Below are 17,209 nucleotides of genomic sequence, written 5' to 3'. Positions count from 1 at the left end.
ATTCGATGCACGATTCCAAAGGATTTTCCATGCGTAATTCAGGCGCCTCAGGCTTCACCCTCATCGAACTGATGGTGGTAGTGGCGATCATCGGCATCTTGGCGTCGATCGCGTTGCCGTCGTACAACGAGCATGTGCGCAAGACCCGCCGAACCGCCGGCGCAGCCTGTGCGCTGGCGTTGGCGCAGCAGGCCGAACGGTACTACACCACCAACATGAGGTATACCGGTTTCGTGGCCAATACCACGATCTGCGAGCCGAAGGCGTTGGAGTTCTACGACGTGACGGCGCCAGCAGCCGATCTCAAAGACAAGGAGTACATCATTTCCGCTGCGCCGCAAGGAAAGCAGTCAGGTGATTCCTGCGGCACCCTGACAGTCAATCAGGCCGGCACCAAGACGCCTGCCACTGCCGGTTGCTGGTAAAACTGCTTGGTGCTTCAAACGAAAACCCGCCGGTAGGCGGGTTTTTTCGTCTCTCCTGATGCCTCTAGGTAAGCTCAGCAGCACCCACCAGGGGTATCCGCATACGAATTCCCGGCCGCCGCCGGCACGCCAGTGGTTTCCCCGCGCAGGCTGGCGGCATGGTGGTTGGCGACCACGCGTGCGACGCAGGCGGTGACCGCCTTGCCCATCGGAATATGCAGAAACTCATTGGGACCATGCGCATTGGAATGCGGCCCCAGCACGCCGGTGATCATGAACTGCGCGCCGGGAAACTTCTCGCCAAGCATGCCCATGAACGGAATGGTGCCGCCTTCGCCCATGTACATGGCCGGCTTGCCGAAGAACTCCTGGCTGGATTGGTCGATGGCCGCTTCCAGCCACGGCGCCAATGTCGGCGCATTCCAGCCGGTGCTGGCCTTTTCCAGGTTCAGGCTGACATCGGCGCCGTAGGGCGGGTCCTTGAGCAGCGTTTCCTGCAGCAGCTCGCCGCCGCGCTTGCCATCCAGTGTTGGCGGCAAGCGCAGGCTGAGCTTGAGCGAGGTGAACGGGCGCAGCACGTTGCCTGCCGAGGCCAAGGGCGGAATGCCGTCGACGCCGGTGATGGACAGCGCCGGGCGCCAAGTGCGGTTGAGCACCAGTTCGGTCAGGTCCGCGTTCATCGGCGACATGCCGGGCAGGAACGGGAACTTGTCGAACACTTCCTCGCCAAGCACCTCGGCCACCTTGGCGGCTTGCGCCTTGCGCTCGGCGGGGATGTCGACGTGCATGCCGTCGATCAGCACGCGGCCGGTGTCTTCGTCCTCGACGCGGGAAAGCAGGTCGCGGATGACGCGGAAGCTGGACGGCACGATGCCCGAGGCGTCGCCCGAATGCACGCCCTCCGACAGCACCTTCACGGTGAGGTTGCCGCCGGCCAGGCCGCGCAGCGACGTGGTGCACCACAGCTGCTCGTAGTTGCCGCAGCCGGAGTCAAGGCAGACCACCAGCGAGGGCTTGCCGATGCGCTCCGCCAGATGGTCCACGTAGGCGGGCAGATCGTAGCTGCCGGATTCCTCGCACGCCTCGATCAGCACCACGCAGCGCGCGTGCGCTGCGCCCTGCGCCTGCAGCGCCATGATCGCGGTCAGCGAGCCGAAGATCGCGTAGCCATCGTCGGCGCCGCCGCGGCCGTACAGGCGGTCACCTTCCAGCATGGGTTCCCAAGGGCCCTTGCCTTCGTCCCATCCGGTCATTTCCGGCTGCTTGTCGAGGTGGCCGTAGAGCAGCACGCAGTCGTCGTCGCGGCCGCCGTTGGCGGCGGGAATGTCGATGAAGATCAGCGGCGTGCGGCCTTCCAGGCGCACCACCTCGAGCTGCATGCCGGGAATCGCCTGCGCCTTCGCCCAGGACTCCATCAGCGCGACCGCGCGATCCATGTGGCCGTTCTTCACCCAGTCGGCGTCGAACATCGGCGACTTGTTGGGGATGCGGATGTAGTCGATCAGCTGGGGGACGATTTCCTTGTCCCATTTTGCACCGACGAACTCGCGGATCTGGTTGGCGTCGAAATTGGCGGCGTGCATGGCGTCCCTGTGGTGTCGTGGCTCTCGGTTTCCATTGTAGCGCCGGGTCGCGCGAACCCCGAGAATGCCGCGTGACTACAGGGATCAGATTTTTCCTACCCAACGGTGGGGGATAAATCCGATGGGCCCCGGAGGCGGCACCCGATAGGCTGCGTCCATCCCGGTGGGCAATCTGCATGCACCGGATCGCAATCCGCGGTTCGGCCACAGATACCCTCCAAGGAGCCATGCCATGAAATCGCTGAGCACCCTGTTTTCCTCGTTGATCCTGTTCTTCGCGCTGGCCGGTGCGGCCGTTGCCGGCGAGACCGTCAACATCAACACCGCCGACGCCGCGACCATCGACCGCGTGCTGGTCAACATCGGCCCGGCCAAGGCGCAGGCGATCGTCGATTACCGCAAGGCCAATGGCGCGTTCCGCAGCGCCGAGCAACTGGCGCTGGTCAAGGGCATCGGCCTGAAGACGGTGGAAAAGAACCGCGAACGGATCGTGTTCGGCGCCGCCGCGCGTCCGAAGTCCGCCGCCAACGCCGCCAAGCCGGCTGCCAGGCCCGCGCCGCAGCAGGTCGTGCGCCGGTGAATGCCGAACGGGCCAACGGCGAGCCGGGCTGCGGCGGCTACACTGCGGCGATGACAGGTGCATCGCCGCGGTCGTCCTTCCTGTTGCGGGCGGAAGATTACCGCCGCATGCGCTGGAAGAACGGGGCGGGGTGGACGTCGGAGATCCTCCGCGTCCCCGACGCCGACGACTGGCACTGGCGGCTTTCGATCGCCGAGGTGGAAACCGATGCGCCGTTCTCCGCCTTCCCCGGCGTCGAACGGGAGCTGGTGCTGCTGGGCGGCAACGGCATGCGCCTGCGCTTCGACGACGGGGCGACGCACGAATTACTGCCTCCGCACGATGCCCTGCGTTTCTCCGGCGAGCGTCCGCTGGTGGGCGAACTGATCGACGGCCCCAGCCGGGACTTCAACGTGATGTGGAAGCGCGGCGAAGTGGAGGCGCGGCTCTGGCGCCGGCCGCTGGTGGGCGCGATGGTGCTGTTCGTCGATCCCGGCGAGACCTGGGTGGTGCACATGCTGGCCGGTCAGGCGCATTTTTCCGGCGACTGCGGGCTTGGCGGCATCGAGCGTGGCGATACCGCCATCCTTCAGGACGAGGCTGGGCGTGCCCGTTTCGCCCTCAGCGGCGCGGGTGAAGCGTTGCTGATCCGGATCACCAAGGCGGGAGAGATTTGACCAAAGCCCGGACGGCTTTGTTCAACCCTCACCCCCTGGGGTTTTCAGTCAAGGCGGTGTCGAAGGAACCGGCTCCGCTGCGGCACAAGGATGTGCCGCACCTTTTTTTGCGCCGCCGCCCGTGATGGGACCATTCGGGCGATTGCTTGCGCGATGCCGGGGCTATCCGTATCGACTGGTCTTGCGTTGCGGTTAGGAGATCCTGTGCGCGGGTGAGCGCGTCATCCGGCTGCGCTTCGTGTACTTAAGCGTCCTGCCCGAGGCGTTTCAATGCGCGGATCAGTACACGTCGCGGCGATAGCACCCGCTCCGCAGCAATGCGGCGACGCCTGCTTCGCCCAGCAGTTCCGCCAACACGCCGTCCACGCCCGGCGCCATGCCTTGCAGGCTGCCGCAGACGTAGATCGCGGCGTCTTCGTCCAGCCAGGTGCGCAGCGCCGCGGCCTGCGAGCGCAGGGCATCCTGCACGTAGCGCTGCGCGTCGCCGTCGCGCGAGAACACCCGGTCGAGGCGGGCCAGCTTGCCTTCGCGCTGCCACGCATCGAGTTCGTCGCCGTGGAAGCGGTCGTGCGCGGCATTGCGCTCGCCGAACAGCAGCCAGTTGCGGCGCGCGCCGATGGCGATGCGCGCTTTCAGGTGCGCGCGCAGGCCCGCGAAACCGGTGCCGTTGCCGATCAGGATCAGCGGTCGCGACGGATCAGGCGCGTGGAAGTTGGGATTGGCGCGGATGCGCAGGTCGATGCTGCCGCCGATGCCGGCGTGCGAACATAGCCAGCCGCTGCCGAGGCCGGGTTGGCCGTCTTCGCGTCGCATCAGCCGCACCAGCAGTTCCAGCCGGCCGTCGGCTGGGATGGATGCGATGGAATATTCGCGATGCGGCAGCGGTTGCAACCGGCTTGCCAGCGTCTTCGCATCGAGGCCGCGCACGGCACTGGCATCCGGCAGATGCGCGCGCGCCAGCGCTTCCGCCAGCGGCGTGCGCTGGTTCTGGAACTCGACGGGCGTGCTGCCGGACAGACCACTGGCGTCGAGGAAAGCCGCGATCGACTGTGCCGAATTGCGCGGGCCGATTTCCGCGATGTCGCCCGCCTGCCACTGCGGGATTCCGCTTTCTGGCGGGAGCAATTCCAGATGGAAGGCCGGGCCACCCGCGCTGCCGGGATTGAGCAACCGGCGTTGGGCCAGCGTCCACGGCCGGTATTCCGGGCGGCTCCAGTCAGGCAGATCGGTGCGGCCGGCGAGCACGCCCAGCTGATGCTGCCAATGGCGCAGCGCGCCGGGATCGGCGTTGTCCACTTCGACCAGGTCGAACAGCGGCTGCGAACCGTTGTTACGCAGCCAAGTGTCCAGCCGATGGCCGAAGGAACAGAACTGCGCGTAGCCGCGATCGCCCAGCGCCAGCACCGCATGGTGCGTGCCGTGCAGGTCGATGGCGTCGGCCATCGCGGTGCCGGCGAATTCCAGCGCGGCGTCAGGCGGGTCGCCTTCGCCGGTGGTGCTGGCGACGAACAGGCAGCGCCGGCCTTGCAGGCTTGCGGCATCGAGTTCGGCGATGCCGCGCAGTTCGGCGGCGGCGCCGGTCTGGCGCAGCGTATCCGCAGTGCGCTCGGCGAGTTCCAGCGCCAGACCGGTCTGGGTGGCGTGGACCACCAGCCAGCCGGAGGCGTCGGTGCTGTCTGTTGTTTGAGCCTGCGTTCGTCCGCGCCAGAGCGTCCGGCCGCATAGCAGCAGCCACAGCGCCGACGCGGCGACGGCCAGCCAGCGCGGCTTTGCCATCGGCGTCGGCGTGGGCCACGGCGATGCCTGCAGATGCAGCAGCCAGGCGGCCAACGCGGCCAGTGCCAACAGCACCAGCGCGTTGCCGGCGAACGACAGGCCGTGACGAGGGCGCCAGAGCTTCATGTCGCTCATGCGGCCAGACGCGCGCGGAAGGCGTCGGTCATGCGTTCGTGCATGCCGTCGTCATCGCGCCAGAGGAAGCGCGCGGCCAGCCCGAGCCGCAGCGCCAAGGCGTGGCCGGCATCGACGCCGAGCACGCCCAGCGCTGTGGCCCAGGCGTCGGCGTGCATGGCGTCGGCCGCGACGACGCTGACCGCGGCGGGCGCATGCTCTACAGGTTCGCCGCTGCGCGGGTCGATGGTGTGAGTGTAGCGGCGACCGTCACGCATGTAGTGGTGCCAGCGGTCGCCGGAAGTGGCGACCGCCAGTTCGTCGAGTTCGAGCACGCGCGCATCCAGCCGGTGGTCGTCTTCCTCTGGACCGGCTTCGACGAGTACCCGCCACGGTTCGCCGCCGGGCTTGCAGCCGTGACCGACCAGTTCGCCGCCGACTTCCACCAGCGCGTCGGCGATGCCGGCATCGCGCAGGCATGCCGCCACCTGGTCCGCCGCATAGCCTTTCGCGATGGCGGACAGGTCGAGCTGCAGGCCGCCGGGTTGCAGGATGCGGCGATTCTCCGCGTCGAAGTCGATGCGTCGCCAGCCGGAGCACGCGCAGGCGGCGGCCAGCGCTTCGGCGTCGGGGACGGTATCGCGGGCGTGCGCGCCGAAGCCCCACAGGCCGACCAGCGCGCCGACCGTGGGATCGAACGCGCCATCGCTGGCGTCGGCGATCTCCAGCGCACAGACCAGTACGCGCGCGAACTCGGGCGGGACGGACAGCCACTGGCCGGCGTCGGCGCGGTTGTAGCGGCTGATGTCGGAATCGTTGTCCCAGGTACTCATCTGCCGCACCACCAGCGCCAGCTGCGCTTCGATGCCGGCGTGCAGCGCGCGCAGGTCGGCTTCGCGTGCGGCGGCCAGCCGCACGCTCCAGGTGGTGCCCATGGTGTCGCCGCCGAGGGTATGCAACGCGAGGGCGGCGGGAGAGGATGCAGTCATCGGATCATGGATTGAAGCCCCTCTCCCATCGGGAGAGGGGTTGGGGCGAGGGTTCGGGCGAGTACGGGGCTTCCCGCTTGTACCGAACTACTCAACCGTCCTGCAGGCACATGCGTCCGGCACATCCCTGTGCCTCGTCCTTCGGGCGGCGGATGCCGTGCAAACCGGCAATCCCGCCGATTCGTCTCCCGAAGAAAGAAGCGCGTGGATTACTGCGGCAGCACTTCCAGCGTCGCCACGTAGCTCAGGCGGCGCTGCTTGGCCTGCGGCACGCTGGTCTTGGCGTCGGTGGTGGAAGCTTCCAGCCAGTACATGCCGGCGTCCGGCCAGGTCACCTTGAAGCTGCCGTCGGCGGCGGTGGTTACCTTGATCTCGTCCTGGGCGTTACGGTAGCGGGTTCCGCCGCGGATGATCTCGATCTCCACGCCAGCGGCCGGCTGGCCGTCCACCAGCAGCTTGAAGGTGGCTTCCTCGCCGGCGAACAGGTCGTTCGGATGGGTGACCGGCGCCAGTTCCAGCCCCTTGCCGGCAGCGGCTACGCTGCTCGGCGCGCCATGGGTGACGAAGGTTTCCACGCGGCCGATGCCTTCGGTCACCTGCACGTTCAGCGCGTTCTTCGGGATCTTGGTGGCGAGGTCTTCCGGCGTGGCGTTGCGCAGGAAGCCGCCGCGTCCGCCGCCGGGACCGCCCATGCCGCCGGCCGCCGGGGCCTTGCCGTCCTTCGCCGCCTTGGCCGCGGCCAGGCTTTCCGGGGTGTCCCAGCGCGCGGACACGCCGCCGCTGAGGTTGGCGATGCGGTAGGTGCCCTCCTGTTCGAGCTGCACGTCGAACACGCTGCGGTACTTGCCGGTGGCCGGGTTCTGCGGCTTCGACACGCTGCCGTCCGGCGCGGTGACGACGATGTTGTCCAACCGCATCGCCACGTGGTCCGGGTAGTACAGCTGGTTCGACACGGCCGCATCGACCGTGACCCATGCGTCCTGGCCGGCGACCACGGTGGACGAGGGCACCAGCCATTGCTTGTGCGCGACGGCGGACAGCGGCAGCAGGCAGAGTGCGGCGGCGAGGGCGAGGGTGGTGCGCTTCATGGGGATTCCTTTGCGAAGTGTCTGCGGGCTTTTGCTTGAGCCTCCCCCTTCAAGGGGGAGGTTGGAGGGGGATGGGGTTGTGTTGCGGTATTGCCGGGAACACCAGCCCCACCCAAACCCTCCCCTTGCAGGGGAGGGCTTCAGAGCGTCAGGGCTTGGCGGACAGCGAGACCTTGCCCAGCTCGGTCTTGCCCTGCGCGCTGCCGGTGGACGGCTTGCCCTTCCATTCGAAGGGGATCTTCAGCAGTTCGCGTCCGCCGACTTCGCGCGCGGCTTCCACCACCAGGGTGTACTGGCCGGGCGGCAGCTTCGCCAGCGCGGGGTGTTTTTCGTCGAAGTTCAGCGCGTGCTTGCCGGCCGGGCGGGTGGGGCCGGTGACGCCGTCCACCGGCACCTTCAGGGTGCGGCCGCTCTTGCGCCACCACTGGCGCAGGTCCGGCAGCCACTTGGTGCCGTGGCCTTCCTTGGTGTCCTTGTCCTGGTACCAGACCGCGAGGTCGGCGGCGGCCTTGCCGTCCGCGCCCTCGACCCAGACCGCCACGTACGGGCGGTGGTATTCGGCCGCGTTGATGCGCGGGAGTTCGACGTTGAGCGACAGTTCGCCGGCTTGCGCCGACGGGGCGACGAGCAGGCTGCCGAGGACGAGGGAGACGGTGACGCGCATGGTGGATTCGCCTTGTCGGATCGAGGGGGATTTCAGTGGATGAACAGCAGCGCCAGCAGCATCGGGATCAGCAGACCCAGTGCCACCAGCGGCCAGGTGGCGCGGCGCTGGCGCGCGTGCAGCCAGAGCAGGAACAGGCCGGTGGCGGTGAACACGATGCAGGCCACCGCGAACAGGTCGATGAACCAGCTCCAGGCCGCGCCGGCGTTGCGACCCTTGTGCAGGTCGTTGAGGAAGGCCAGCGTGCCGCGGTCGGTGCGCTCGTATTCCAGCGCGCCGCCCTCCTTCTGGATGCTGAGCCAGGCGTCGTGGCCGGGACCGGGCATCGACAGGTAGATTTCGTCCTCCGACCATTCCGCCTCGCGTGCATCGGCCACGATGCCGTGCTTCTCGCGCAGCCAGGCGACGACCGGGGCGGGCAGTTCGGCATTCCCTTCGGTGCGCGCGGGCAACCTTTTCAACAACGCCGCCGGCAGGACGTCGTTGACATGCACGACGACGGGCGTGGCCTCGATCTTCGCCGCATGGTTGAGGGTGATGCCGGTGACCGCGAACAGCAGCATGCCGACCAGGCACACCGCGGCGCTGATCCAGTGCCACTGGTGCAGGGTGCGCAGCCAGTAGCCGCGGCGCTGCCGCGCGGAGAGATCGGGGAGCGGATTGGCCGCGGTCACGCCGTCAGGTCTCCGCCCAGCGCCGCAGCAGGTTGTGGTAGATGCCGGTCAGCTGGAGCACGGCGTCGGCGTCCGCGCCGCTGGCGCGCAGGCGTTCGATCGATGCGTCCATTTCGAACAGCAGGCGGCGGCTGGCGTCGTCGCGCACCATGCTCTGCACCCAGAAGAACGAGGCGATGCGCGCGCCGCGCGTCACCGGCGCCACCCGGTGCAGGCTGCTGGACGGATAGACGATGGCGTCGCCGGCCGGCAGCTTCACCTCGTGTTCGCCGTAGGTGTCGCTGACGATCAGCTCGCCGCCGTCGTATTCGTCCGGCTCGGCCAGGAACAGCGTGCAGGACACGTCGGAGCGCAGGTGCTGTTCGCCGCCTGCGCGCATCACCGCACCATCGACGTGGAAGCCGTATTCGCCGCCGCCGGCGTAACGGTTGAAGCGCGGGGTCAGCGTCTTCAGCGGCAGCGCCGCGGCGAAGTAGAGCGGGTTGCGGCCCAGCGCCGCCAGCACGATGCGCGCAAGTTCCGCGCGCACCGGCGAAGCATCCGGCAGCTGCTGGTTGCGCTTGACCTGCGCGCCCAGCGTGCCGACAGTTTCGCGTCCGTCGGTCCAGTCCGCGGCGTCCAGCCTGGCGCGCATTTGCGCAAGTTCGTCGCGGGTCAGGACGTTCGGGATGTGCAGCAGCATGGCGGCTCCGGAGGGAAGCGCGGCGGAGGCTGGCTCCGCCGCGCGGTCTTGCATCAGAAGCGGAAGTCCGCGCTCAGCAGGAAGGTGCGCGGGGTACCGGGGGTATAACGGTAGCCGCTCTTGTTGATCGACGCGACGTAGGCCTTGTCGAACAGGTTGTAGCCGTTGAGGCGCAGGGTGAGGTTGTCGTTGACGGCGTACGAGATCACGGCGTCGTACACGGTCCAGGGCTTGGTGAGCTTCGGCGTGCCGGCGGCGCCGTCGGTGCCGCGGTGCAGGCCGCCCATGTAGCGCACGCCGCCGCCCACGGTCAGGCCGAACGGGAACTTGTAGGTCGTCCAGCTGGTGAAGGAGTCGGACGGCGTGTAGGTCAGGTTCGGCGTGCCGTCGGCGGCCACCAGCGAACCCTTGTCCACTTCCGCGCTCTGGTGCAGGTAGCCCAGCGAGACGTTCCAGTTGTCGGTGATGTTGCCGACCGCGCTGGCTTCCACGCCCTTGACCTGCTTCCTGCCGGTCTGCGTCGCCGGGTTTTCCTGGGTGTTGATCTCGTTGCTCACCGTGGTCTGGAACAGCGCCAGGTTCAGGGTCAGCGATTCGTTGGCCGCCCACTTGGTGCCGACTTCGAGCGTGCGGGCGACCTGCGGATCGGCATCGACGCCGTTGGCGCTGGAGGAACCGACGGCCAGCTGGAAGTTGGCGCCACCCGGCGGCTGCTGCGCCAGCGCGGCGTTGGCGTACAGGCTGAGTGCTTCCACCGGCTTGTAGACTGCGCCGATCTTCCAGCTCAGCAGGGTGTCGGAATCCTTCAGGTCGCTGGAGGTGATGATGGAGCCGACCGCCGCGGTGCCGCAGTACACGATGCCGCGGCCGGGAGCGCCGGTGCCTGCGGTATTGCAGATGGCGTTGGCGAAGTACTTGGTCGTGTAGTGATCGGCGCGCAGGCCGGCGGTGAGCAGGAAGTGCTCACCGAACTTCATGGTGTCGAAGACGTACAGCGCGCTGGTGTCGGTCTGGCCGTGGGCATGGGTGCCGTTGTGGCTCCACGCGAAGGTGCCGGCATCGTTCCAGTCCGGGTCGTACAGGTTGGCGGCCGGACGGCTGCCGGTGCTGGTGATGCCGGGGGCCGTCTGCTCCTCGCGGGTCAGCTCGACGCCGGCGCTGAGGAAGTGGTCTACCGCGCCGGTGCCGAAGTCCGCGCGCAGGTTGAACTGGTTGGTCAGGATCTTGTTCTGGTTGTCGCGGAAGGTGGGGTTGCTGCGCGACAGCGTGTAGGTGGACAGGTCGTTCTTGTCGGTCCACTTGATGTTGCCGGCCAGCGGGTTGGCATTGGTGCCGCCGGTGCTCATGAACGCGGTCAGCAGGTAGTCCTGGTCGGTCTTGCCCCAGCGCAGGGTGTTGCTGATCTTCAGGGTGTCGCTGAAATCGTGTTCGAAGCGCAGCGTGGCCATCTGCGCGGTCACGTTCTCGTGGTCGTCGCGGGTGCCGTAGAAATTGCTCGGATCGACGGGGTGGCCGGCCAGGTTTTCCAGGCCCGGCTGCGGCGTCCAGTACGGCAGGCCGATCGTCGGGACGAAGCCGTCCGGCACGTTGTCCTGCTTCACGTACAGCAGGTCCAGCCAGAGCCGGGTGTTGCCGTCCAGGCCGAAGCCCAGCGACGGCGCGATGCCCCAGCGGCTGTTGTTGACGTGGTCGCGGCCGGGCACGTCGCTGTCCTGCCACATCGCGTTCACGCGCAGCGCGGAGGAATCGCTGAGCTTCGTGTTCCAGTCGGCGGTGGCGCGCTTCTGGCCGTCCACGCCGGCGGAGACGCTGCCGGAGACCGCTTCGCGCAGCTGCGCCTGCTTGGTCACCATGTTGATCGCGCCGGTGGGCGAGGAACGGCCGGTGTCGGTGCTGGCCGGGCCCTTCACCACTTCCACCTGTTCCATGTTGAACAGATCGCGCGAGACGCTGCCGAGGTCGCGCGCGCCGTCCACGAAGATGCTCGACGAGGTGTCGAAGCCGCGCATGTACAGGGTGTCGCCGGTGCTGGTGTTGCCGTTCTCGCCGGCGTAGAAGGTGCCGACGCCCGGGCTGTTGCGCAGCGCCTCGGTCAGGGTGGTGGCGCCCTGTTCCTGCAGCAGTTCCTTGCCGATCACCTCGATGGTCTGCGGCGTGTCCTGCAGGGTCTGGGTGAACTTCGGCGAGACCACGAAGCTGCGCAGGCCGCGCACTTCCACCTTGTCCAGCGTGGTCGCGTCCGGCTTCCTGGTCTTGTCCGCGTCGGCGTTGTCGTCGGCGGCGTGGGCCATCATCGGCAGGGCCAGCGCCAGGCTGGCGCTCAGGGCGGTGGTGGCGAGATGGGCGTGCGCGCTGCGCGCCGGGTGCTTGCGGGATTTGATGTGGGTCATTGGGATGCGGGCCAAGGTGGGTTGACCGGTCTGTAGCCGGGTCTTTCCCGAGTGGAAGGAAGGGGTGGGGCCTGGCGCGGACGGCGTCGCCGCCTGCAGGCTGGGTGCGGGAATAATAGTGAGAACGATTCCCGTTTACAACGGAAACTTCACGTCGTGCGGGCTTTCGCCCTCGCCCGGCTCGTGAAGCGGGGCTCGCGGCAGGCGAACGCCATCGTTCGAGGCGTCGATGTCGCGCCCGCAGCGCGGGCAGTTCCGGCGAAGACGGAACGCGTCAGCGGTCGTCGCGCACCAGCACCTGGCCGTCTTCCACCTTCACCGGGAACTTCGCCACCGGCTCGTAGGCGGGCGCGCACAGCGCGCGGCCGTCGCGCACGTCGAAGCGGGCGCCGTGCAGCACGCATTCCACCTGGCCGCTGGCCGGATCGAAATGGCCTGCCGAGAGTTCGAAGTCCTCGTGGCTGCACTGGTCTTCCAGCGCGTACAGGTCGCCGTCCATGTTGAACACCGCGATCGGCGTGCCGGTGACCTCGTCGAACGCCACTTTCATCTCGCCCGGCAGCAGCTCGTCGGTGGTGCAGACGAAGGTCCAGACCTCGCTCATGCCGCGGTCTCCGCGCGCAGGGGCTTCTCCAGCACTTCGAAGCGCAGGTCGTCGCGTTTCGGCTGGCCGAAGCGCGCGTCGCCGTAGGGGAAGGGCTTGAAGTCGCCGGTGCGGCGGTAGCCGCGGCGCTCGTAGAAGGCGATCAGCTCGTCGCGCACGTCGATGACGGTCATGCGCATCGCCGGCAGCCGCCATTCGTCGCCGGCGATGCGTTCGCATTCGGCCAGCAGGTGCTTGCCGATGCCGCCGCCCTGCAGGTCGGGGCGCACGGCGAACATGCCGAAATAGCCGGCGCCGCCGTCCTCGGCGACGTGCGCGCAGGCCAGCAGTTCGCCGCCGCGTTCGGCCAGCACCACGTGGCTGTGCGGGCGCTGCAGGTCGGCGAGCAGCACCTCGGGATCGATGCGGTTGCCGTCCAGCAGGTCGGCTTCGGTGGTCCAGCCGGCGCGGCTGGCGTCGCCGCGGTAGGCGGAGGTGACGAGGGCCACCAGCGCGGGAACGTCGTCCGGGGTGGCGTTGCGGAGAATGAGTGCGTTCATCCGCCCATGCTAACGCGTGGGCGGGCGTTGCTTAATTGAGGGATGCCGCGTCGGGAAACTCGTCGTCGGGCAGCGCCAGGAACGCCCAGAACGGCACGTCGCGTTCCTGCCAGTCGACCGTGGCCTCGTCGAGGATGTCCAGCAGGGTGTCGAAGCTGGCTTCCTCGGCGTCGCGCAGCTCGGCCGCGTGCGGCAGCAGCAGGGCGTAGCCGCGCGCCGGCAGCCAGGACAGGTCGCGCAGCTGGTCGCTCAGGGCGTCCCAGTTGCGGCCCTGTCCCTCGGGCGTGGACAGGGCGTCGGCCAGGCGCTCCAGCAGCGCGTCCTTGCCGGCGCAGCCGTGCAGGTCGATGCGGCGCACCAGCAAGCCGGCGTCGCGCGCGGCGTTTTCCAGCGTGGCGATGTCGTCCCCGCCGACGAAGAACACGCCGGCCTGCTGCGGGTCGTGCAGGACCAGATCGGAACCGGCGTCGCTCATGGCGTATTCCCCGGCGCCTCGAAGGCGCGGAAGCTGCGGTAGTGGTCGTCGCTGTAGTACCAGTCGCGCGGCGGGTTGCCGCCGGTGACGATGCGGCGCGCGCCGCGGTGCGACAGCCCCGGCGTGTCCACGGTGTATTCGCGGTACCAGCCGCGCGGCTGGCGCGGCAGCAGGCCTTCGCGGTTGCCGAACACGCTGCCGTCCTGCCGGTGCGGGAACGGGCCGCCGCGCTGGATCAGTTCGACGGTGGCGCGCGCTTCCGGCGGCAGGAAGGCCGGCCAAGCTGGCGTTTCGACTGGAGCCGCAGGCGTTGTGGTGGGTGCGGGCGCGGGCGAAGACGCTGGCGCGGGAATCGGCAGCGGCACCTCCGTGCCTGGGCCGACGGCGGGCGCGGGTGGGCCGGCGGATCGCTGCCAGTACTGCCAGCCCAGCGCCAGCACGATGGCCAATAGCAGCCAGGGAAACCATCGGGAACCGGATTTCCGGCGCATGGAACCGCCTCAAGCCAAAGGGTTGGCGCAGAATGGCCCGGACCTTCCGGACAGGCAAGCCACATGGCCCGCGACCCCCGCATCGACGCCTACATCGAACGCGCCGCGCCGTTCGCGCAGCCGATCCTGGCCCAGGTGCGCGAACGGGTGCACGACGCCTGCCCGGAGGTCGAGGAAACGATCAAATGGGGCATGCCGACCTTCGTGCACGCCGGCGGCATCCTGTGCGGGATGGCGGCGTTCAAGCAGCACGCCTCGTTCGGCTTCTGGAAGCACGCGCTGGTGGTGGGCGAGGGCGAGCCGCGCGACGGCATGGGCAGCTACGGCAAGATGACTTCGGTGAAGGATCTTCCGCCGAAGAAGACCCTGCTGGCGCATATCCGCAAGGCGATGAAGCTCAACGAGGACGGGGTGAAGCCGCCGGCGCGCAAGTCCGCGCCCAAGCCGCCGCCGGAAACGCCGCAGGATCTGGCCGCCGCGCTGAAGAAGAACAAGGCGGCGCAGGCGACGTTCGATGCGTTCCCGCCAAGCTGCAAGCGCGAGTACATCGAGTGGATCGTCGAAGCCAAGCGCGAGGAGACGCGCGCGAAGCGGCTGGCGCAGGCGGTGGAGTGGATGGCCGAGGGCAAGCGGCGGAACTGGAAGTACGAGAACTGTTGAGGCGGGGCAACCTCGAACGGCTTCCGTCCCATATGCGTGGCAATCCACTGTCGTCCTGAGCGCAGCGAAGGATCCACTTTCATCGCTACAAGCAGATCCTTCGCTGCGCTCAGGTTGACGGGCGTTTGTCGGGCGGGCAGTCGCAGCGCTTACCGATCAGCGCTCAACGCGTCGAGCAGGCTGCGGGTGGTATCGGCGGAGTAGGCGATGGACCGTGGCGTGTCCGCCTTGGGCGCGGGCGCATCGGCCGCGCGCAGGGTTCCGGTCAGGCCGCTCTGGACGCCATAGATCGGCCCATCGACGACAAGCGCTTGCGCGGCCGGTAGCGCGCCGAACAGTTGCCGATGCAGCAGCATCGCCTCCAGCAGCGTCAGGTCCTTGCCCGGATGCATGCCATCGGCATCGAACCAGACCAGTGCCGGCTGCGCGCCGCCCAGCCGTTGCAGCGTCTGCGAGACCTCGACGTAGGCGATGCCCGCTTCGTCCGCAGCCGCGCCTTCCCGTTCGACGATGACCTTCGAGACGGACGGCATCGACTGGTAGGTGCCCAGCAGCACGACGCTGGCGACGCCTTTCTCCTTCGCCATGCGCGCGATGGCCTTGAGCGAGGCGCTGGAATCCGCGCAGGACTCCGGGCCGAACCCGCAGAGCAGATCGCCGCCGCGCTCCTGCAGCACGAGCGCGGCGTAGCGGCGCCCGTCCAGCGCCCGCGCGATGGAACCATCTTTCAGCGGCTCGGTCAGCGACGCGCCGCCGCGCACGATCATGTCGCTTTCGATGGCGTGGCCGTTCGCGTTCGCCATCGCGGCAAACACCGCGGGCAGATTGCCGACGTAGGTCAGGCTGTTGCCGACGAACAGCACCCGCTCGTGTTTTCCGTCGGCGGGCGCTTTGGTGCCGCAGCCAGCGAGGCAAAGCAGGGCCGCGAGCAGCGATGCGAGTGCCCGCACCTCAGTACGCCGTATCGGTACGCAGCACCGGATAGCGGTTGTAGCCCGCGTCCCAGGCCGGGTGGCGGCGGTAGAAGAAGTCCAGCCGCGCGCGCGGGCTCTTGGCGAAGTCGGGGTCGTCCTTCAGCTTCTTCTCGAACTCGGCTTTCAGCGCCGGGTCGCGCGCCAGCATCAGCCGCGCCTGCTCCTCGGCCACGTAGCCCTCCATGTATTCCTTGCGCTCGAAGCTGTTGTTGAATGCGCCCCAGGCCGCCATCGAATCGGGCGCCTGCGGCTCCAGGATCGTCATCAGCAGCCGCGCCTTCGGCTGGGCGATGGGCACGAACAGCGCGCCCGCGCCGAGGCTGGCGGAGGCGGGCTTCCACGCGCCGGCTAGGGCGACGCGCTGGTGGTTTTCCGTCGGCGTCGGCGAGAACTTCACGCTGTCGGCGTCGAACGCCTGCACCGCGGCCTGCGGCAGCGCGGCGTCCAGCACGCGGTAGTCGATGCCGTGGATGCGCAGCTGCGCGCCGACCTGTTCGGCGTATTCGGACGGGACGAGATAGCCGGCCTTCGGCGCGGCCACCGTGAGGCCGGGCGCGACGGTGTCGCGCAGCGGCAGCATCCACAATTGCGGGGTGCGCTCGTCGTAATGGGTCATGGTGCCGCCGGAGATGTCGGACGGCGTGCGGGTGTAGGCATAGCCCAGGAACTCGATGAAGCGTTTGGCGTCGGTGACGGTGTAGTCCAGCGGCACCGGCTGGCCGGCCAGCGCGGCGGAGCGGGCGTCGGCGTCCAGTTCCATTTGTCGCCACTGCGCGCCGTGCTCCGCCACCAGCTCCAGCGTATCCAGCACGGCGTTGTAGGTGGCGCGCACGCGCTCGGGATAGGGCTTCCAAGAGTGGGTTTCGATCAGGATGCCGATGCGGTTGCGCAGCTGGAAGTAGCCGTGCGAGAAGCGCGGCGTGTTGACGCCTTCGACGAAGCCGGAGGCCGGGTCGTCGTCCTCGACGAAGCTGGGGTAGAAGCCGACCGGCAGCGAACCCTGCTGCTTCAGCTTCCCGATGATGCCGTCCTTCAGCCCGCGCCCGGCCTCGCGCAGCGCCTCGTCGCCGGAATTGACCGGCTCGCCGGTGATGGAGATGTCGTGGCGGAACTTGGCGCCGTCGGTGACGTGCAGGTCCAGCGTCGCCAGCGGGTCCCACTGGTTGACCAGCGCCAGCATCGCGCGCATTTCCGGGCTGTCCGCCTTCACGTAGTCGCGGTTGAGGTTGTAGCGCTGGGCGGTGACGCGGAAGCCCATTTCCTCCGGGCCGCGCTGGTTGGGGCGGTTCCAGGCGCGGAAGTTCTCGTGACCGTCCACGTTGAACACCGGCACGAACAGCAGCACGGCCTTGTCCAGCGCGCCCTTGCCGGTCTTGCCCTGCAGCATGTCGCGGATCAGGCCGAAGCCGGCGTCCTTGCCGTCGATCTCGCCGGCGTGGATGCCGCCCTGCGCCAGCACCACCGGCAGGTCGCGTTCGCGCGCGTCTTCCGGCGTCAGCGCGCCGCTGGTCGAGACCGCCATTGCCTTCATCGGCCGGCCCTGCGGGGTGATGCCGAAGTCGAAGCAGCGCACCGCCTTCGGCCAGGCCTGCTGGTAGGCGTCGCACAGCGCGATCACTTCGTCGTAGCGGCCTGTCTGCTTGTAGCCGCTGCGTTCGGCGAACGTGGACAGGTTGGGCTTGGCGGCCATCGCGACGGAAGCGGTGGCGGTCAACAGGGCGAGGGCGAGCAGGCTGCGGCGCATGGGCGGCTCCGGGTGGATTGCCGGATGGTAGCCGGTGTGGAGCCGAGGAGTGAGCGGAGAGGAGTGAGGAGCGAGAAAACCATAGAGCCGCGCTGCCTCTA

General features: G+C 68.4%; 18 protein-coding genes. 4 read left to right on the top strand and 14 right to left on the bottom strand.

Features of this window, described 5'->3' with window-relative positions:
* The first annotated feature begins 5 nt into the window (after nucleotides 1-5).
* Nucleotides 6-425, top strand: a complete 420-nt coding sequence (locus H9L17_RS02910) for a type IV pilin protein (RefSeq protein WP_281401914.1) — start codon at nucleotides 6-8, stop codon at nucleotides 423-425.
* Nucleotides 426-499: 74 nt separating this feature from the next.
* On the opposite strand, the gene H9L17_RS02905 is transcribed toward H9L17_RS02910, so the two are convergent.
* On the bottom strand, nucleotides 500-2,008 hold the full coding sequence (locus H9L17_RS02905; RefSeq protein ID WP_187570874.1) for a M20 family metallopeptidase: 1,509 nt from the start codon (nucleotides 2,006-2,008) through the stop codon (nucleotides 500-502).
* 232 nt (nucleotides 2,009-2,240) lie between these two features.
* On the opposite strand from H9L17_RS02905, the gene H9L17_RS02900 reads away from it, so the two are divergent.
* A complete protein-coding gene (locus tag H9L17_RS02900; RefSeq protein ID WP_187570873.1) occupies nucleotides 2,241-2,588 on the top strand; it encodes a ComEA family DNA-binding protein in 348 nt (115 codons plus the stop codon).
* A 50-nt stretch (nucleotides 2,589-2,638) separates the two neighbouring features.
* Complete coding sequence (locus tag H9L17_RS02895; protein WP_187571830.1) at nucleotides 2,639-3,244, top strand: HutD/Ves family protein; 606 nt, start codon at nucleotides 2,639-2,641, stop codon at nucleotides 3,242-3,244.
* A gap of 279 nt (nucleotides 3,245-3,523) precedes the next feature.
* Here H9L17_RS02895 and H9L17_RS02890 read toward each other — a convergent pair whose 3' ends face one another.
* The 11 genes from H9L17_RS02890 to H9L17_RS02840 form a co-directional block, all read right to left on the bottom strand.
* Entirely contained in the window at nucleotides 3,524-5,146 is a 1,623-nt protein-coding gene (locus H9L17_RS02890) for a sulfite reductase subunit alpha (protein ID WP_187570872.1), read from the bottom strand.
* A gap of 5 nt (nucleotides 5,147-5,151) precedes the next feature.
* The gene (locus H9L17_RS02885) at nucleotides 5,152-6,123 is read right to left on the bottom strand and encodes an FAD:protein FMN transferase (protein ID WP_187570871.1); all 972 of its coding nucleotides are present in this window, start codon (nucleotides 6,121-6,123) and stop codon (nucleotides 5,152-5,154) included.
* 209 nt (nucleotides 6,124-6,332) lie between these two features.
* Nucleotides 6,333-7,211 (bottom strand): DUF4198 domain-containing protein, encoded by an 879-nt coding sequence (locus H9L17_RS02880; RefSeq protein ID WP_187570870.1) that lies wholly within the window; start codon nucleotides 7,209-7,211, stop codon nucleotides 6,333-6,335.
* Between the two features lie 148 nt (nucleotides 7,212-7,359).
* Nucleotides 7,360-7,875: a DUF2271 domain-containing protein gene (locus H9L17_RS02875; RefSeq protein ID WP_187570869.1), complete on the bottom strand. Its 516-nt coding sequence runs from the start codon at nucleotides 7,873-7,875 to the stop codon at nucleotides 7,360-7,362.
* 32 nt (nucleotides 7,876-7,907) lie between these two features.
* Nucleotides 7,908-8,549, bottom strand: coding sequence for a PepSY-associated TM helix domain-containing protein (locus H9L17_RS02870; RefSeq protein WP_187570868.1), 642 nt, complete (start codon nucleotides 8,547-8,549; stop codon nucleotides 7,908-7,910).
* Between the two features lie 4 nt (nucleotides 8,550-8,553).
* Nucleotides 8,554-9,231, bottom strand: a complete 678-nt coding sequence (locus tag H9L17_RS02865; RefSeq protein WP_187570867.1) for a Fe2+-dependent dioxygenase — start codon at nucleotides 9,229-9,231, stop codon at nucleotides 8,554-8,556.
* A gap of 53 nt (nucleotides 9,232-9,284) precedes the next feature.
* On the bottom strand, nucleotides 9,285-11,621 hold the full coding sequence (locus tag H9L17_RS02860) for a catecholate siderophore receptor Fiu (RefSeq protein ID WP_187570866.1): 2,337 nt from the start codon (nucleotides 11,619-11,621) through the stop codon (nucleotides 9,285-9,287).
* A gap of 274 nt (nucleotides 11,622-11,895) precedes the next feature.
* Nucleotides 11,896-12,225 (bottom strand): non-heme iron oxygenase ferredoxin subunit, encoded by a 330-nt coding sequence (locus tag H9L17_RS02855; protein WP_187570865.1) that lies wholly within the window; start codon nucleotides 12,223-12,225, stop codon nucleotides 11,896-11,898.
* Nucleotides 12,222-12,764 carry a GNAT family N-acetyltransferase gene (locus tag H9L17_RS02850; RefSeq protein ID WP_187570864.1) on the bottom strand — a complete coding sequence of 181 codons (543 nt, stop codon included), beginning with the start codon at nucleotides 12,762-12,764 and terminating at the stop codon, nucleotides 12,222-12,224. Before H9L17_RS02850 ends, H9L17_RS02855 begins: the two co-directional genes overlap by 4 nt.
* 31 nt (nucleotides 12,765-12,795) lie before the next feature.
* Complete coding sequence (locus H9L17_RS02845) at nucleotides 12,796-13,239, bottom strand: barstar family protein (RefSeq protein ID WP_187570863.1); 444 nt, start codon at nucleotides 13,237-13,239, stop codon at nucleotides 12,796-12,798.
* The gene (locus tag H9L17_RS02840) at nucleotides 13,236-13,730 is read right to left on the bottom strand and encodes a guanyl-specific ribonuclease (protein WP_425507381.1); all 495 of its coding nucleotides are present in this window, start codon (nucleotides 13,728-13,730) and stop codon (nucleotides 13,236-13,238) included. Before H9L17_RS02840 ends, H9L17_RS02845 begins: the two co-directional genes overlap by 4 nt.
* Before the next feature lie 63 nt (nucleotides 13,731-13,793).
* Between H9L17_RS02840 and H9L17_RS02835 the strand changes: the two genes are divergently transcribed.
* The gene (locus tag H9L17_RS02835) at nucleotides 13,794-14,390 is read left to right on the top strand and encodes a YdeI/OmpD-associated family protein (RefSeq protein WP_187570862.1); all 597 of its coding nucleotides are present in this window, start codon (nucleotides 13,794-13,796) and stop codon (nucleotides 14,388-14,390) included.
* Nucleotides 14,391-14,539: 149 nt separating this feature from the next.
* On the opposite strand, the gene H9L17_RS02830 is transcribed toward H9L17_RS02835, so the two are convergent.
* Nucleotides 14,540-15,340, bottom strand: a complete 801-nt coding sequence (locus H9L17_RS02830) for an SGNH/GDSL hydrolase family protein (RefSeq protein ID WP_187570861.1) — start codon at nucleotides 15,338-15,340, stop codon at nucleotides 14,540-14,542.
* Between the two features lies 1 nt (nucleotide 15,341).
* Nucleotides 15,342-17,108 carry a M14 family metallopeptidase gene (locus H9L17_RS02825; protein WP_187570860.1) on the bottom strand — a complete coding sequence of 589 codons (1,767 nt, stop codon included), beginning with the start codon at nucleotides 17,106-17,108 and terminating at the stop codon, nucleotides 15,342-15,344.
* Between the last annotated feature and the right edge of the window lie 101 nt (nucleotides 17,109-17,209).

Origin of the sequence: Thermomonas brevis (genome assembly GCF_014395425.1) — a bacterium.
Lineage (GTDB): Bacteria > Pseudomonadota > Gammaproteobacteria > Xanthomonadales > Xanthomonadaceae > Thermomonas > Thermomonas brevis.
This window is presented reverse-complemented; position numbering and strand designations above follow the sequence as displayed.

Coding starts and splice junctions, on each gene's coding strand:
- H9L17_RS02905 (WP_187570874.1), bottom strand. CDS start 2,008: ATGCACGCCGCCAATTTCGACGCCAACCAGATCCGCGAGTTCGTCGGT.
- H9L17_RS02860 (WP_187570866.1), bottom strand. CDS start 11,621: ATGACCCACATCAAATCCCGCAAGCACCCGGCGCGCAGCGCGCACGCC.
- H9L17_RS02865 (WP_187570867.1), bottom strand. CDS start 9,231: ATGCTGCTGCACATCCCGAACGTCCTGACCCGCGACGAACTTGCGCAA.
- H9L17_RS02855 (WP_187570865.1), bottom strand. CDS start 12,225: ATGAGCGAGGTCTGGACCTTCGTCTGCACCACCGACGAGCTGCTGCCG.
- H9L17_RS02890 (WP_187570872.1), bottom strand. CDS start 5,146: ATGAAGCTCTGGCGCCCTCGTCACGGCCTGTCGTTCGCCGGCAACGCG.
- H9L17_RS02840 (WP_425507381.1), bottom strand. CDS start 13,730: ATGCGCCGGAAATCCGGTTCCCGATGGTTTCCCTGGCTGCTATTGGCC.
- H9L17_RS02910 (WP_281401914.1), top strand. CDS start 6: ATGCACGATTCCAAAGGATTTTCCATGCGTAATTCAGGCGCCTCAGGC.
- H9L17_RS02850 (WP_187570864.1), bottom strand. CDS start 12,764: ATGAACGCACTCATTCTCCGCAACGCCACCCCGGACGACGTTCCCGCG.
- H9L17_RS02845 (WP_187570863.1), bottom strand. CDS start 13,239: ATGAGCGACGCCGGTTCCGATCTGGTCCTGCACGACCCGCAGCAGGCC.
- H9L17_RS02835 (WP_187570862.1), top strand. CDS start 13,794: ATGGCCCGCGACCCCCGCATCGACGCCTACATCGAACGCGCCGCGCCG.
- H9L17_RS02895 (WP_187571830.1), top strand. CDS start 2,639: ATGACAGGTGCATCGCCGCGGTCGTCCTTCCTGTTGCGGGCGGAAGAT.
- H9L17_RS02885 (WP_187570871.1), bottom strand. CDS start 6,123: ATGACTGCATCCTCTCCCGCCGCCCTCGCGTTGCATACCCTCGGCGGC.
- H9L17_RS02880 (WP_187570870.1), bottom strand. CDS start 7,211: ATGAAGCGCACCACCCTCGCCCTCGCCGCCGCACTCTGCCTGCTGCCG.
- H9L17_RS02875 (WP_187570869.1), bottom strand. CDS start 7,875: ATGCGCGTCACCGTCTCCCTCGTCCTCGGCAGCCTGCTCGTCGCCCCG.
- H9L17_RS02900 (WP_187570873.1), top strand. CDS start 2,241: ATGAAATCGCTGAGCACCCTGTTTTCCTCGTTGATCCTGTTCTTCGCG.
- H9L17_RS02825 (WP_187570860.1), bottom strand. CDS start 17,108: ATGCGCCGCAGCCTGCTCGCCCTCGCCCTGTTGACCGCCACCGCTTCC.